This window comes from Vibrio sp. L85, assembly GCF_963871815.1.
Lineage (GTDB): Bacteria > Pseudomonadota > Gammaproteobacteria > Enterobacterales > Vibrionaceae > Vibrio > Vibrio harveyi.
Genome location: NZ_CAWMYL010000108.1, coordinates 1 through 13,794, shown reverse-complemented (window position 1 = coordinate 13,794; position 13,794 = coordinate 1). Strand labels below are relative to the sequence as shown.

At 42.0% G+C, this 13,794-nt stretch carries 14 protein-coding genes and 2 pseudogenes; 9 read left to right on the top strand and 7 right to left on the bottom strand.

The genetic code is table 11. The features are described from left to right. Positions 1–11: 11 nt before the first annotated feature. Genes wrbA through AACR11_RS10040 form a run of 3 tightly spaced genes read right to left on the bottom strand, consistent with a single transcriptional unit; the run spans position 12 to position 2,406 of the window. The gene (gene wrbA / locus AACR11_RS10050) at positions 12–584 is read right to left on the bottom strand and encodes an NAD(P)H:quinone oxidoreductase (protein ID WP_005445329.1); all 573 of its coding nucleotides are present in this window, start codon (positions 582–584) and stop codon (positions 12–14) included. Beyond that, complete coding sequence (gene arsC, locus AACR11_RS10045; protein ID WP_005445333.1) at positions 585–935, bottom strand: arsenate reductase (glutaredoxin); 351 nt, start codon at positions 933–935, stop codon at positions 585–587. It lies immediately after the preceding gene. Between the two features lie 16 nt (positions 936–951). Beyond that, on the bottom strand, positions 952–2,406 hold the full coding sequence (locus AACR11_RS10040; protein ID WP_005445335.1) for a beta-barrel assembly-enhancing protease: 1,455 nt from the start codon (positions 2,404–2,406) through the stop codon (positions 952–954). A gap of 249 nt (positions 2,407–2,655) precedes the next feature. On the opposite strand from AACR11_RS10040, the gene AACR11_RS10035 reads away from it, so the two are divergent. Together AACR11_RS10035 and AACR11_RS10030 are read left to right on the top strand one after the other, a co-directional pair. Continuing rightward, positions 2,656–2,910, top strand: coding sequence for a sulfurtransferase TusA family protein (locus AACR11_RS10035; RefSeq protein ID WP_009700286.1), 255 nt, complete (start codon positions 2,656–2,658; stop codon positions 2,908–2,910). Then, the gene (locus AACR11_RS10030; protein ID WP_005445339.1) at positions 2,903–3,973 is read left to right on the top strand and encodes an AI-2E family transporter; all 1,071 of its coding nucleotides are present in this window, start codon (positions 2,903–2,905) and stop codon (positions 3,971–3,973) included. The genes AACR11_RS10035 and AACR11_RS10030 overlap by 8 nt, the downstream gene beginning before the upstream one ends. A 64-nt stretch (positions 3,974–4,037) precedes the next feature. Here AACR11_RS10030 and AACR11_RS10025 read toward each other — a convergent pair. Beyond that, a pseudogene (locus AACR11_RS10025) lies at positions 4,038–4,175 on the bottom strand (thioredoxin-dependent thiol peroxidase); the annotation flags it as partial. 583 nt (positions 4,176–4,758) lie between these two features. On the opposite strand from AACR11_RS10025, the gene AACR11_RS10020 reads away from it, so the two are divergent. The 6 genes from AACR11_RS10020 to AACR11_RS09995 all read left to right on the top strand — a co-directional run bounded on the left by AACR11_RS10020 (position 4,759) and on the right by AACR11_RS09995 (position 8,733). Continuing rightward, on the top strand, positions 4,759–4,992 hold the full coding sequence (locus tag AACR11_RS10020; protein WP_068713745.1) for a DUF2188 domain-containing protein: 234 nt from the start codon (positions 4,759–4,761) through the stop codon (positions 4,990–4,992). A gap of 9 nt (positions 4,993–5,001) precedes the next feature. Further along, positions 5,002–6,288, top strand: coding sequence for an SMODS domain-containing nucleotidyltransferase (locus AACR11_RS10015; RefSeq protein WP_079324707.1), 1,287 nt, complete (start codon positions 5,002–5,004; stop codon positions 6,286–6,288). Between the two features lie 7 nt (positions 6,289–6,295). After that, positions 6,296–7,036, top strand: coding sequence for an SLATT domain-containing protein (locus AACR11_RS10010; protein ID WP_079324705.1), 741 nt, complete (start codon positions 6,296–6,298; stop codon positions 7,034–7,036). A gap of 348 nt (positions 7,037–7,384) precedes the next feature. After that, positions 7,385–7,957, top strand: a complete 573-nt coding sequence (locus AACR11_RS10005) for a hypothetical protein (RefSeq protein ID WP_223295738.1) — start codon at positions 7,385–7,387, stop codon at positions 7,955–7,957. A gap of 33 nt (positions 7,958–7,990) precedes the next feature. Further along, on the top strand, positions 7,991–8,263 hold the full coding sequence (locus AACR11_RS10000) for an HNH endonuclease (protein ID WP_223295737.1): 273 nt from the start codon (positions 7,991–7,993) through the stop codon (positions 8,261–8,263). A gap of 2 nt (positions 8,264–8,265) precedes the next feature. Then, positions 8,266–8,733, top strand: a complete 468-nt coding sequence (locus tag AACR11_RS09995) for a YrhA family protein (RefSeq protein ID WP_017817767.1) — start codon at positions 8,266–8,268, stop codon at positions 8,731–8,733. A 387-nt stretch (positions 8,734–9,120) separates the two neighbouring features. On the opposite strand, the gene AACR11_RS09990 is transcribed toward AACR11_RS09995, so the two are convergent. Further along, on the bottom strand, positions 9,121–9,363 hold the full coding sequence (locus AACR11_RS09990; RefSeq protein ID WP_017817768.1) for an antitoxin Xre/MbcA/ParS toxin-binding domain-containing protein: 243 nt from the start codon (positions 9,361–9,363) through the stop codon (positions 9,121–9,123). Positions 9,364–9,971: 608 nt separating this feature from the next. On the opposite strand from AACR11_RS09990, the gene AACR11_RS09985 reads away from it, so the two are divergent. Beyond that, positions 9,972–12,560: an AAA family ATPase gene (locus tag AACR11_RS09985; RefSeq protein ID WP_223295736.1), complete on the top strand. Its 2,589-nt coding sequence runs from the start codon at positions 9,972–9,974 to the stop codon at positions 12,558–12,560. 196 nt (positions 12,561–12,756) lie between these two features. Here the strand turns inward: AACR11_RS09985 and AACR11_RS09980 are convergent, their stop codons facing one another. Then, positions 12,757–13,413: a recombinase family protein gene (locus AACR11_RS09980; RefSeq protein ID WP_017817771.1), complete on the bottom strand. Its 657-nt coding sequence runs from the start codon at positions 13,411–13,413 to the stop codon at positions 12,757–12,759. Between the two features lie 39 nt (positions 13,414–13,452). Then, positions 13,453–13,593 (bottom strand): annotated as a pseudogene (locus AACR11_RS09975) (thioredoxin-dependent thiol peroxidase); the annotation flags it as partial. Positions 13,594–13,794 lie beyond the last annotated feature (201 nt).

The following is a 13,794-nucleotide window of genomic DNA, read 5'->3' as shown; positions in this document are numbered from 1 at the left end:
TATCCTTGAGCTTACTGACTTCCTTTGAGCTTTTTCGCTGTGGTTGCCAGTCGTTTTCCTAATTGTTGTGCGAGACGAATCTCTTCTGCCGTGAGACTTGGCTCTTGTCCTACACTGCTTGCACCATAGGGTGTGCCTCCTGATTGCGTGGTGTGCAGTTCTGGCTCTGAATAAGGGATTCCTAATACCATCATGCCGTGATGCAATAATGGGGTCATCATGCTTTGTAGCGTGGTTTCTTGACCGCCATGCATGGAAGACGACGAGGTAAACACACAAGCTGGCTTATCGATAAGGTCGCCATTCACCCACAAAGGTGTGGTTTGATCCCAAAAGTGCTTGAGCGGCGCTGCCATGTTGCCAAACCAAACTGGGCTGCCAAACGCGAGACCATCGCACTGCTTCAACTCATCTAGAGTAGCAATTGGATCAGAAGGGGTATGTGAGTGAGGTGACAATTCTTCAACTGTACGTAAAATCGCTTCGCAATGAGGAGTCGACTCGACTCCTCTTGCTATTTGTCTTGCCAGTTGCTTTGTCGAGCCATGACGGCTGAAATACAAAATGAGGATCTGGCAATCCATTTACAGAATTTCCAAAACTTGTTCTGGTGGGCGACCGATTTTTGCTTTCCCATTTGCAACTACTACTGGGCGTTCAAACAGTTTCGGGTTTTGTGCCATGGCTTCGAACAGTTGCTCATCACTGACAGAGGCTTCTCCCAGTGCCAGCTCTTTGTAGATGTCTTCTTTGGTACGCATCATTTCGCGTACGGAAGAGAAACCAAGTTGAGCATAAAGCGCTTTCAGTTGTTCAACATTAAGCGGTGTATCAAGGTATTTAACCACTTCCGGTGTTACGCCATTTTGCTCAAGCAGTTCAAGTGTTTGACGGCTCTTTGAGCAGCGAGGGTTGTGATAAATCACGACTGACATGGTTTTCTCCATTTCGTTATTGTAATGCCATGAATCGATCTCTTTGGATCATCAGTTGGTCGATACGAGCGTCATATCGAGCTTGTTGTAAGCTACCTAACTTAGCAATTTTACTTGCTTCACTATAATACTGGATGGCTTTGTTCCAGTTGGCTCGCAATGCCAAAATTTCGGCACGTGCGGCGAGTTCTTCATCACTTTTACCCAGCGCATGACTGCCTTGTGAAAGCAGGTGCCAGCCATTAGTGTCTTCTGGGTTATCGTGTGTGTAGCGCTGCAGAATACGCACCGCTTCTTGGTCCTTTTTCGCCTCAAGTAATGCGTTTGCATAGTTGATGGTCAGGACTTTGTTTTGTGGGTTGCGTTTGAGTGCGCTACTCAACATATCCACTGCTTTTTGTGGTTGCTTTTGAGCAATATAAAGATCGGTCATTGCATCCAGATAAAATGGGTTACCTGGGTCTTGCTGAAGGAGCTTTTTCAATAAAGGTTCCGCTTCACTCAAACGTTTGTTGTCGAGGTGTACCAAGGCTCGACCATAATCAAATGATGGCACAATATCAGGTGAGGCTTTCTTTTGAGTTCGGTCAAACCAACTCATTGCTGCTTGACCATCAATTCCGGCATAACGTGCGACGATGCGAGCTCGGGTTAAATGGTAATCAATAGAAGGCATCACCCGCATTGGTGGGTAAGCACGAGCACGAGCACGACTGTCTGTAATACGATCTTCAGGCAACGGGTGAGTGAGCAACATTGGTGGCGGCTTGCTCGCGTATCGATATTCATCCGCTAGGCGACCAAAAAAGCGTGGCATCGCTTGTGCATCAAAGCCCGCTTTTGCCAGTGTCGCGATACCAAAGCGGTCTGCTTCTTTCTCGTTGGAGCGAGTGTAGTTGATTTGGCTTTGCATATTGCCAGCGGTTGCTGCCGTCACCGCTGCCATACCAGCCTCAGGAGAGGCTATCGCAAGCAGAAGAGCGCCAGCAAGTGCTGCCATGGTTGCTGGTGAACGACGAGCTTGTTCTTCCATGCTTCGTGCAAGGTGGCGCTGAGTAACGTGCGCGATTTCGTGAGCAACAACGGAGGCTAACTCACTTTCAGTGCGGGCATGGAGAAAGAGACCTGAGTGCAGGGCAACGTAGCCGCCAAAAAAAGCGAAAGCGTTGATGTTGCGATCTCGGATCATGAAAAAGTGGAATGGGGTTTTTACGTCATTGGCATTCGCGACCAAACGGTGACCCAGTGAGTCGATGTACTCGTTAATAACAGGGTCATTGACGATAGGTTTGCTGGCTCTAAGCATACGCATATAGGCGTCACCATAAATCAACTCTTGATCTATCGTTAGAGTGCCTCCGGCTGCCGTACCAATATCTGGGAGGTCGGGACTATTGGCATAAACTGGCGTTGGTGTACTCAATGCAGCAGCAAGGCATAAACAAACTAGCGAGCGAGTGCGTTTTAACATACGGTTTAAAGATTCTCCAAAATACCGAGTGTGTGCTTGAGGGGCGAAATCCATTCAACATCAGCACAGACTTTATGGTCATCCTTGTGGGATGAATATGCTAGCAATAAGACCGAAGATAAACGAATTGGTTTCGTAAATTGTCAATCTAAAAGTCCTGCGCGTCTACTCTTAAATCATGTGAGAAATGCTAGCACCAGCGCAAAAAGCCGTTACAATACAACCCTATCACAAGTGCAGAGCAATACAATGGAATCCATATTACTTGATTTGCGTAAGGAACGCTGCCCTATGGCACTGTTACTTGCCAAGCGTCACGCTGCTGAGGTGTTTCCGGAAGAAACACAACAAGATCATCAGCTTGTTATTCAAGTGGTGGATAAAAGCTCTAAGCACGATATCGTGAAGTATTTGCGTAACCAAGGCTACACAGTGGATTGCCAAGCTTCTCCTGAACACTTCACTTTGACCGTATTCAATAAGGAATCTTCGTACGATGCTTGAAATGGTAAGTCGTTGGTATAAGCGACGCTTTTCAGACCCACATGCAGTGAGCCTCGTGGCGATACTGCTGTTCGGCTTTATTACAATTTACTTTTTCGGGCATTTGATTGCGCCATTGCTGGTGGCCATTGTTCTTGCATATTTACTTGAATGGCCAGTAACGCAGATGTGCCGTTTGGGTATCCCACGTACGTTTTCTGTCATTACTGTCATACTGATTTTTATTGGCTTAATGTTGATCGCGGTATTTGGTTTAGTGCCAACGATTTGGACTCAGGTGGGGAATTTAATCAACGATATTCCGAACATGTATGCTGGACTACAAAAGTTCATTGCAACCTTGCCACAACGTTACCCTGAGCTGGCGAACCTAGAAATTGTTGAAACCGTGGTGACTAACGCGAAGAACCAAGCGATTGGCTTAGGTGAGAGCGTCGTAAAAGGCTCACTGGCTTCTCTAGTGAGTTTAGCAACGCTAGCGGTTTACTTGATTCTTGTTCCATTATTGGTGTTCTTCTTACTAAAAGACAAAGATGAGATGCTCAGCATGGCAAGTGGCATCTTACCGAAGAACCGTAAGCTGGCGAACAAAGTATGGCACGAGATGAACGAACAAATCTCGAACTATATTCGTGGTAAGGTGCTGGAAATCTTGATCGTGGGTGGCGTGAGTTACGTGACTTTTGCGATTCTTGACCTGCGCTACTCTGCATTGCTTGCTGTAGCGGTGGGTTTGTCAGTGCTTATCCCGTACATCGGTGCGGCTGCGGTGACGGTTCCGGTCGCGATTGTCGGCTTGTTCCAATGGGGCTTAACGCCTCAGTTCTATTGGTTACTTGTTGCCTACGGCATTATTCAGGCGCTAGACGGTAATGTGTTGGTTCCGGTACTGTTCTCTGAAGCGGTTAACCTTCACCCAGTAGCGATCATTGTTGCCGTGTTGGTATTTGGTGGTTTGTGGGGCTTCTGGGGGGTCTTCTTCGCTATCCCATTGGCGACGCTTGTAAAAGCAGTATGGAACGCGCTACCAAGTACGGAAGAAAGCGAACCAATACAAGAATAGAAATTGAATCCAATAAAAAGCCCAGCGATCGCTGGGCTTTTTGATGTTTGATTGAAAGCTAGGTTTACGCGTTTTCTTTCAAGTAGTTCACAACCACTTCATGGTGGTCTTTGGTTTTGAACTTGTTGAACACGTGTTCGATAACACCTTCCTCATTGATCAAGAAGCTGATGCGGTGAAGACCATCGTAGACTTTACCCATAGCAAACTACCCTTGGAAATTTTTTTAGACTCAATTTTTGACGATTTCTAACAAACTCTATCTTTAACAGTGATTTAGGTTGATAATTTATCTTTTCGAACCACGATTATAGCAGTTGTCATAATTTTTTGTAAATCGGGCTGAATTAGACGTTTTTCTAAGCTCAGACTTGTCATAAAAACTAAGGCGTTACTATAAGTTGATAGTCATTCCGATGGGAGCGCTTGGTGATTACATATACACTTGTCTCCCAACTCACTTTTGGACAAAAACGTGTCAGTGATTTTGCTAATTTAGCTTATGATGAATTATTAGATGTATGGCAAAACCTTCAAATCGAGTGGCCAAATTATCTTATCCATTACATTAATTACTGACTCCCCACTCAATAATCGGCTTTTAAAGTTTGAAGTTCGCGAGCTTTCTATCAAGTTCAGGGCAATAATACGCACACTGCTTGAATGGTTAATTTAAGCACTATATATTGTGTTTATGGCTATCTCTGTGCGCATATATAGATTTGCAAACAGCGTACTGGAGAATTACGAAAAGGTTGTATCTGTATCAAAAAAGGAATAACTATATGTCTACGAGAAAGAACCAGCATGTTGTCAAGCACCCAGACGGATGGGCAGTTAAAGGCGCAGGAAACAACAAAGCGACGAAAGTTACTAAAACACAAAAGGAAGCTATTGAGAGAGCGGAAGAAATTGCCCGTAATCAACGCACTGATACCAAGATTCACGGTCGAGATGGAAAGATTAGAGCTGGCAATAGCTATGGAAACGACCCTCATCCACCGAAAGACAAGAAGTAAGGAGGAGATATGGCTATTACAGAGATGTTCCGTGATTTCTTGCAGAATTTGAAGGTCGATAATTCAGATAAGATCAGTAACCGTTACGACGAAATCACAGCCAGCCTCAACAAGAAATTTCGTGATACTGAATCTAAAAAAGCTAATAGCCTCCAAGTAGGTTCATATGGACGCTGGACAGCTATCAAAGGCATTTCTGACCTAGATATGCTGTATATCATGCCCAAAGGAAAATGGGGTCATTATGAAGATGGAAAGCAGTCCCAACTCCTCAGTGATGTTCGTAGTGCAATCAAAGCAAGATACCCGACAACTGATGTTCGCGTAGATAGACTCGTTGTTACAGTAACATATACAAACTTTCATATTGAGGTTCAGCCAGTGTTTGAACAGGATGACGGCAGTTTTAAATATCCTGATACCTATAATGGCGGAAGTTGGAAAACCACTAAACCCCGTGAAGAAATCGCAGCTATGACGGAGTTTAGTAGAGAAAAGAACAACAACTTGCGTAATTTATGCAGGATTGCCCGAGCCTGGAAGAATAAGCATGGTGTTGGTATGGGTGGGCTACTTATCGATACGCTTGCTCATAACTTTCTGAAATCTACAGACTACTATGATGACAAAGGCTTTCTTTACTATGACTATATGAGCCGAGACTTCTTTGAATACCTCTCAAAGCTCCCCAAGCAAGATCGCTTCGCTGCATTAGGTAGTGGCCAGCATGTAAAAGTGAAAAAGCAGTTTCAACGTAAGGCCAAAAAAGCTTACAAATTATGCCTTAAAGCCATTGATGCAGGTGATGCTTCTCACGATAAATGGAAGAAAGTTTATGGCTGTCCATTCCCCGCAGCAACAGCCACTAAAGCAGTTGCTGAAGCTTTCGAAAGCCGCTCCACATGGCGAAATACAGAGCAATTTATCGAAGACCTTTTCCCAATTGACATTCGCTACCCACTAAGCCTTGAGTGCGAAGTGTCTCAAAGAGGTTATAGGGAGCACTTTTTAACGGACATGCTGGCTCGCAAGCTCCCCCTCCTCGTAAATAAAAAGCTCTTGTTCACTGTTTCTGACATCCAAGTGCCAGAGCCATACCAACTTAAATGGAAAGTTCTAAATCGTGGTGCTGAAGCACAGAAAAAAGACTGTATTCGTGGTCAAATTTTAGATGACGACGGTTACAAAAGACGCAATGAATCAACCAGTTTCAAAGGTGAGCATATCGTTGAATGCTATGCCATTAAAAATGGTATCGTTGTAGCAAAAGACCGTATTCACGTCCCGATTCAATGAGACATTTATGAACAAAGATGAGCTACTAAAGAATATTGCCACAACAGGCTACAACGTCGGTTTTGGGGCTAAAAAGCACTTCGCCACTTATGACATTGTGAGCAAAACCCCTGGATTGATCAGCTTTTTCTCCATGGCATTTGGTATCTATGCTCTTGTCTTAGATGAGCTATCAACTAAATTTTTATCTGCTACATTCATCATCCTTGGCATTGTCAGCCTGTACATTGCTATGTATGACTCACAAAAAGATAAATACGAAGAAACAGGCGTAAAACTAACTCAATATTACAACAAATTGAGAGACTTATATTTTCGTGTGAAAGCAGATAGTGGCGCTGACACCTCTGCTTTTGAGCAAGAGCTATCTGATATAGAGTCTAGCTACTACAGCGGCAACATTAGTAAGCAGATACTCTTTAGCGATTGGTACGCACACTATAAGTTTTTCTGGCAACACCAGATTGAGTGGGTAGACGAGCAGAAAAATTTCTCACTACTCAGGGACAAACTACCTTTGTCTTTAACTCTTACTATCTGTGCAGCTTTAGTCGGAGGGGGCATTGTTCTGAAAAATTGGCATGCCGATCGCAATATGAGCACAGAGCAAACTCTTCCTGAAACAACCAGTACTTGCTTCTTAGTTACCGTAAAAAGTCTAGACTCGGTCAAGGCTGAGCCTCAAAGCTGTGAGATCCCACAACCAACAGAGCCAGAGCCAGAGCCAGAGCCAGAGCCAGGAGACTAATCCTGTTGCCAAAGAGTCAACAAAGGGATGAAACATTCATCCCTTTTTCTCCTGTCGTTACTACACTGATATCAATTCTGCTCTAACTGATTTTGGGGCAGAAATGAGGCAGATGAACGGTAGCAAATTATTTTATTGAGGATGGCTATGAGTGAATGTCATCATCAGCTCAGTGAAACACCTAAGCTTGTTAGAAAAGACGTCCTTGTGGGGGCGTCTTTTGGTTTGTAATGTGCGTTAATACGTTCTTTTTTATAGTGAAAGTGACGGTTTGCATCTCAAGGTATTACCAGTATAAAAATGCGGCTATATGATGAGCTCTTGGCTTCATGGGAGAAGTTCTCATCTATGGATAGCGACGATATTGAAAAGAAGAAGGTAGCGACGAGTAGTGGTGGGGGGTATAAGCCTCTTCTCGATGAAGAGTTTAACCCCAAAACACAAACGCTCGGAGAAACACTAAAGGAACTAGCTGAGCGGCAACGCTTGGCGCGCAAGGTTGAGCTTACTTATACAAAAGAAGATGAAGCCCGTTGGTCTAAAAACAGAGAAAGAGTTATTAGTGACCGACAAAAAGTTGAGGTGCCTAGTTTCGATCTCGGAGAAGCATTAGCTAATCCTGAGCTTGATGCGATTAAGCCAGTTAAGCTAGATCCAGCCTCAATGCTTGCGGATGATATTGAATCATTGACAGAGGAGGGGAAAAATTTCATCCAAAACCCTACACTGCTCGGTGCTGCATCAATGGCTGCAATTGCCATTCCGGGTAAATTTGCAGATGACCTAACGAGCTTCGTTGGTAAATACAAAGGTAAGAATATCACCCTTGATGATATGAAAATGCTCGACATTTCCTACCTAAAAAGAAGCAGAGATGAACTCAACAAGCTGAGAAAAGAATTCAACAACGGAGTGAGGTAAAACTTCCTAATAGAACTCTCCAAAGACAGCGAAGTGACAAAGAAGCTAAAAGCATTAAATGTACCTCAAGAGGAAATAAACAAACTCTCATTTGGTCGAGTCCCTGCATCTTTTGAAGTGCACCACAAACTGCCGTTAGATGATAGTGGTACAAATGATTTTTCAAACTTGGTTTTGATTAGGAAAGCTCCAGAACATGCGGCACTAACTACCTATCAAAAACAAACGACAAAAAACCTCACAGTTGGTAGTGTTGTAGAAGTTCAGTGGCCTGTGCCTGATGGCACTATTTACCCCAAGAAGTAGGGATGAAAATGTCAGATAGAGATATGTTGGAGATGCTAAAGCTCCAAAATGAAAAAGAACATCAGATGTTCGGTGTCGGTTTTTTCGTTCCTTCTGCAAATGACGCAGATGTTGAACAATGCAAAAGGAAAGTTGAAGAGCTGTTCAATCTGAAGCTAGATAGTGATTACCTTTCAATCCTAAAGGAAACAAACGGCTTCTCGTGTAATGGCTTTAACTTATATGGCAGTGAGCAAAAAAATGAACCATATTTTTTGGATGGTATTATCGATGCGAATTTGGAATTTTGGGAAGAAGAGTCGTTAAGGAAGTACTTCGCGTATAGTGAAGAGTCAACGACTAGGATAGCGTTCAACCTTTATAGCAAGGAGTTTGTTATTGTTGATAGTGTGTCGTGGGATGAGCTTTATAGTTTTGCTACCTTTTTGGAAGCATTGAGTTTTAATCTAGAAGATAGCTGTATCTTTTAACTAAATACGCCCTTCGGGCGTTTTTCCCCAGCCCCATCTTTCTCTAAAACATACAATAAAATCAGACAAATATTAACAGGCCTGTTTTCAGCATACGGAATTTATGGCCTCTTTTATTTAAGATGCGGTTCTTTAAACTCGACGTCTCTATTCGTTTTTTAACTTGCTTATATCAAGAGGAGTAAACTTAGATTATTTATGAGGCAAAGCTGTTAAGCTATAACACCCAAATTATAACTCATTGTTAATTAAGATTAAATATTTGACGTTTTTTCCCATAAAAATCAATCAGTACTTTTCGAGTATAATATTTGAAGGTTTTTTTACTTGCATAGATCAACTAGCCTTGGGGTGATATTGCAAGTTATCATATGAGTCTTGTGTAGACTATGCTAGATACCCGAACTTCAAACGATTAATTTGCTCCATAACTAATTTTACCCCCTCAGTATCATCACATACAGATGCCGGCGTACAGAACTTAAAAGCAACATTAGGCTTAGTTAGCCAAGCGATCGTTGAATCACGATTACCAAAGTAACGGTCAGCTTCGTCCAACATTTCAAGCAAAGCTGCTCTTAACTCATCAGGAGTATCGGATGTAATGCTTAATAAAGTCTCAATATCCATATCTACTTTGATCTCATACAAGTAACTCTTAACATGCTTACTCCAAGTTATAGTGTATCAGTTTCTCGATAGTGGTGTTTTGTTTTTGAAGCCACGTTTCATACTCACAGATAACGCCGATTACTATCTGTTCGCTTCATGTGAAGGGCAACCTAAGAAAGTAAATACTCTAGCTAACCTGCGACAAATGAATAACTTCTTTCGAGCTAGTTAAGATGCTCCGGTCGTAAAGATTTTGGACATAAGCTTGTTAGTAGTTTTACTAAATTAGCATTTAACGGATTATCTTGGGTATTACAAAACCTCTAGTCAGTGGCTAAATTTACTCATCAACTACAATTGGGATTAGGGAGAAACCTTGTTTGTTGGATTAGCCAGTCCTCCTTTTGGATCATATCAATCAAAAAGAAGCCGGACTCATGAGTTCGGCTTTTTTACATCTGGGCTCTATGAGTTATCAAAGAAATGATTCGAGAAGATAATAAATATTATGAATAATTCTATTACTTGTTGATTTTACGCACGTTGTTAGACGATAAACCAATTTTTTACACCTGAATGCAACTGAACTCTATTACACTAGACTCTTATTTGGCGTGTTAAGGTTAATGATGATGAATGCGGTAGAATCAATAGTAGAGTGGTCCAAGGATAAGCCCGTATGGTGGAATCTAGCACTAAAGGTTGCTCTTGAAGAAGGAGAGCTAAACCAAAACCATATCGATTTTATTTTCAATTTTGCGAAGAGTGTTGAGGGCTTGGAACCGAAACACCCAAACCATGAGCAGTTGTTATCACCGATTGATATATCGGGCTACATGGCCGAAGAAAATTCGGTTCGACTGATTAGCTTGTCTCAAGTTGAAGGTGTTGCTGCGTTAGCGGAAGATCAAAAATTAGATTTTAGAAAAGATGGATTAACTATCGTATATGGAGACAACGGGGCTGGTAAGTCGAGCTATACGTCAATTTTAAAACATGCGTGTTTGACTCGGGGAGCATTGAAACCTATTGCGGGTAATGTTTTCACTTCTGCACCTAAACCTCCTCAAGCTTTACTCACACTCGAGATTGATGACACACCGACAGAATTAACATGGAGTAATGGGGCATCAAACAATAATGCTGCCAAGTCTATTCGTGTATTCGATTCATCTTCAGCACACCACTATTTATCTAATGAAGATGCTTTAGGTTATAAACCAGTAGGTTTGAACTTAATCACAGAGCTTACAAAGGTTGTGGAAAGCATAAAAAATAGAATAAGTGAAGATGTCATGGGTGGTAACGGTTTTGTTGCTATTCCATCGTTAAATTCACAAAGTAAAGCTGCATTGTTTCTTAATCAAATTTCAGAGTTAACAAATGAAGCTGATATTGAATTGCACTGCGCAACTAAGGAAGAAATTGAATCTATAAAACCATTGCAGGACGAGCTGGTTAGTGACATGGCCAAATCGCCAGAACAAATCAGAAAGAGTTTAATTAAGCAGCGTAGTTATATTGCCCCTTTACTTGAGTCCTACAAAAGACCTATAGAAGTACTCGGTTCTAGTAATTTCGATGTGTTAAAAGGTTTAGAACTCGACTATCAAGAAAAGAAACGAGTATCTGACGCGTTGAGACAAAAGACACTAAGTGATCTACCGTTTGATAATATTGGTGATACACAATGGACTGTCCTTTGGAGAGCAGCAAAAGACTTCTTGGTAAAAGAAAATAAAGGCCAACAATTCCCTCCAACAAAAGGTGATTCCTGTCCGTTTTGCTTACAAGACATCCAAGAGACATCGGCCGACAAATTACAAGAACTCGAAGCTTTTCTTAATGATAAGGCTGCAAGAAATACAGCTGAAGCACTGAAAGCACTAACTCTGGCTAAGGTTGCCGTTAAGTCTTTGAGTTTGAATATTGCCCAATTTGAAGGTGTATTGAACGACCTTGACATAATAAAACCTGGGTTAAAAGTTGGGCTTGAGGAATTAAACCAGAATTTAGTAAACAGGCAGACTGTTTTATCAGGTTCCGTGCTACCCGAGTCGTTAGACGGAGTTAGCTTGTCTCATTTCCAAGCATTGCGGGAAATAGATAAAGATCTGTTCACGCAAATCGGAGAACTTGAACAGCAAAGCAGTAACAACGAATTTGTGGCTAAGAAACAAGCAAGACTGACCGAATTAACAGATCGAGCCTACATTGCCAAACACAAAGCAAACATCATAACTAACGTAAGACGGTCAAAAACAGTAGCTAAGTTAAATGAGATCTCAAGTCAGTGCGCTACGAGAAGTATATCAACGTTGTCAGCTAGGATTTATTCACAAGGTGTTATAGAGCCACTAAAAGAGTCTTTTGTGAAAGAGCTTAAATCCTTTGGTTTTAATAGATTTGACATCAAAGTTAAAACTAGAAATAAAGCCGGACAACAGCAATTTAAATTAGAGCTAGCCAACTCAAACGAATCTGTTGTTGGTAAAGTTGCTAGTGAAGGTGAACAAAGGTGTATTGCAATTGCGAGCTTTTTATCAGAAATGAAAGCTGACTCTAGAAGATCTGCTGTTCTATTTGATGATCCAGTGAACTCGCTTAGCCATCAATGGAGTGCAAAAGTCGCAAAAAGATTAGTAGAGGAATCACTAGAACGCCAAGTCATTGTGTTTACTCACGACATAGTATTCTACAAGCTACTACTAGAAGCTTCAGATAGCCTAAAGCAAGATAAGGTCAATTGCATCAGCCTAGAAAGATCTAGAAGTAACTCCGGCCTTGTAAGAACCAATCCTCCGTGGGATGCGCTTCCTACATCGAAGCGAATTGGAGTTTTAACTACTAAGCTCCAAAAACTTCGAAAGATTGATGAGACAGGAACAGAGACTGAATTTAGAGAAGCTGCTGCGGTTTTCTATAGTTTTCTGCGTGAAGCATGGGAGCGATTGGTTGAAGAGAAACTATTAAATAAAGTCGTTAATAGGTTCGAAAGAGGTGTGCATCTGCAAAGATTAAATCGAGTAGACGATATTACTAATGTTGATTTAGAGCGTATTCACCTTGCGTATGATAAATGCTGTATCGACTTTGTTGGTCACGACACAGCCGCAGGTATACGTCCTTGTCCAACGATCGATGAAGTAGTAGCCGATTTTGATGAAATTAAAGATTACCTCAAACATCTACAAACAGATCGAAAAAGAACTTAAGACTAGTTAACACTGAAGGAAAGGTGGAATTTACCCCCGTGATACATCACGGGGATTAACCGCATGATAAGAATGGATAACTTTTAGTATGGCAAAAGCTTATTAACAGGATGCGAATGAGTAAAAGATCTAAGCAACTTCGGGGCAAAAATGAGCTAGCCAAGTATGCTTAAGGGCTAACTCAGCATCGAGTTGGCTACTCAGTGAACATGTCAGCCTGAAACTCTGCTTTCTTGTTATGCAGGCCACGGTCTTCCAGCCAAGAGTAGAAACGACTTCGAGATACTTCTACCCCTTTGTCACTAAGCTTCCTTAAAATTTCTGCCTTTGACTTGTCAGAATCAAGCATATTCAAAATGAACGCAGTATGCTCATCAAGCTTGGATCTAACCTTCTGTCCCTTCTGGCGGCCAGATGATAGTCCTTTGGCCTTACGTTTAGCATGACCTGCCTTGGCTCGATCAGAGCGCTTCTGGGCCTCGACGGCACTGGCAAAGGACTGCCCAATAACAGTAAAAATGATTTCTGCATTATCAACGTTTTCTGAGTTAATGATGGTGTCACTGTATGCCAAATGCAGTTCACCGTAGGAGGCTATCTGGCCTATAGCGCCGACCAACTCCATCACCTTATGGCGACCCAGCCGAGTGATATCCGATACGATGATGTTTTGTTGCGAGGTGATGAGGGAATATAACTTCCGCTCACCCAGTTCTGTCTTGGTGGCAGACACATGCTCTTCGATCCAATCTGATATTTGGATACCATGTTTAGCGGCGTAAGCCTTGATAGCTTCTCTTTGAGATTCACCATCGGCTCTCTGTGAATCTGATACTCGAATGTAACCAATCATGCCTGCCCCCAAGTCGAAGAGTTAATAGTTCATGGACGGTTATTTGCTGTTTAGGTAGTCCAATACAACTTCATGGTGATCTTTGGTTTTGAACTTGTTGAATACATGCTCAAGGTTGCCAGACTCATCAATCAGGAAGCTTGTTCTTACAACGCCCATGTTTTCACGACCCATGAACTTCTACCCTTGGAAATTTCATGAGACAAAAAATTTGACGATTATTGATAAATTTTATCTTTAACAGTGGGTTAGGTTAATAATTTCTCTTTTTGAACCTCAATTATAGCAGTTGTCATGATTTTTTGTAAATCGGGCTGATTTTGGCGCTTTTCCAAGGCTTTGTTGCGTAATTCGATGGAACTAAATCAAGAAGCTACGATC

Excerpts from the sequence above, each read along its gene's own strand:
- AACR11_RS09980 (WP_017817771.1), bottom strand. The coding sequence starts at position 13,413 with ATGATTGGTTACATTCGAGTATCAGATTCACAGAGAGCCGATGGTGAA.
- wrbA (WP_005445329.1), bottom strand. The coding sequence starts at position 584 with ATGGATTGCCAGATCCTCATTTTGTATTTCAGCCGTCATGGCTCGACA.
- AACR11_RS10005 (WP_223295738.1), top strand. The coding sequence starts at position 7,385 with ATGGATAGCGACGATATTGAAAAGAAGAAGGTAGCGACGAGTAGTGGT.
- AACR11_RS10035 (WP_009700286.1), top strand. The coding sequence starts at position 2,656 with ATGGAATCCATATTACTTGATTTGCGTAAGGAACGCTGCCCTATGGCA.
- arsC (WP_005445333.1), bottom strand. The coding sequence starts at position 935 with ATGTCAGTCGTGATTTATCACAACCCTCGCTGCTCAAAGAGCCGTCAA.
- AACR11_RS09995 (WP_017817767.1), top strand. The coding sequence starts at position 8,266 with ATGAAAATGTCAGATAGAGATATGTTGGAGATGCTAAAGCTCCAAAAT.
- AACR11_RS10040 (WP_005445335.1), bottom strand. The coding sequence starts at position 2,406 with ATGTTAAAACGCACTCGCTCGCTAGTTTGTTTATGCCTTGCTGCTGCA.
- AACR11_RS09985 (WP_223295736.1), top strand. The coding sequence starts at position 9,972 with ATGATGATGAATGCGGTAGAATCAATAGTAGAGTGGTCCAAGGATAAG.
- AACR11_RS09990 (WP_017817768.1), bottom strand. The coding sequence starts at position 9,363 with ATGGATATTGAGACTTTATTAAGCATTACATCCGATACTCCTGATGAG.
- AACR11_RS10030 (WP_005445339.1), top strand. The coding sequence starts at position 2,903 with ATGCTTGAAATGGTAAGTCGTTGGTATAAGCGACGCTTTTCAGACCCA.
- AACR11_RS10015 (WP_079324707.1), top strand. The coding sequence starts at position 5,002 with ATGGCTATTACAGAGATGTTCCGTGATTTCTTGCAGAATTTGAAGGTC.
- AACR11_RS10010 (WP_079324705.1), top strand. The coding sequence starts at position 6,296 with ATGAACAAAGATGAGCTACTAAAGAATATTGCCACAACAGGCTACAAC.
- AACR11_RS10020 (WP_068713745.1), top strand. The coding sequence starts at position 4,759 with ATGTCTACGAGAAAGAACCAGCATGTTGTCAAGCACCCAGACGGATGG.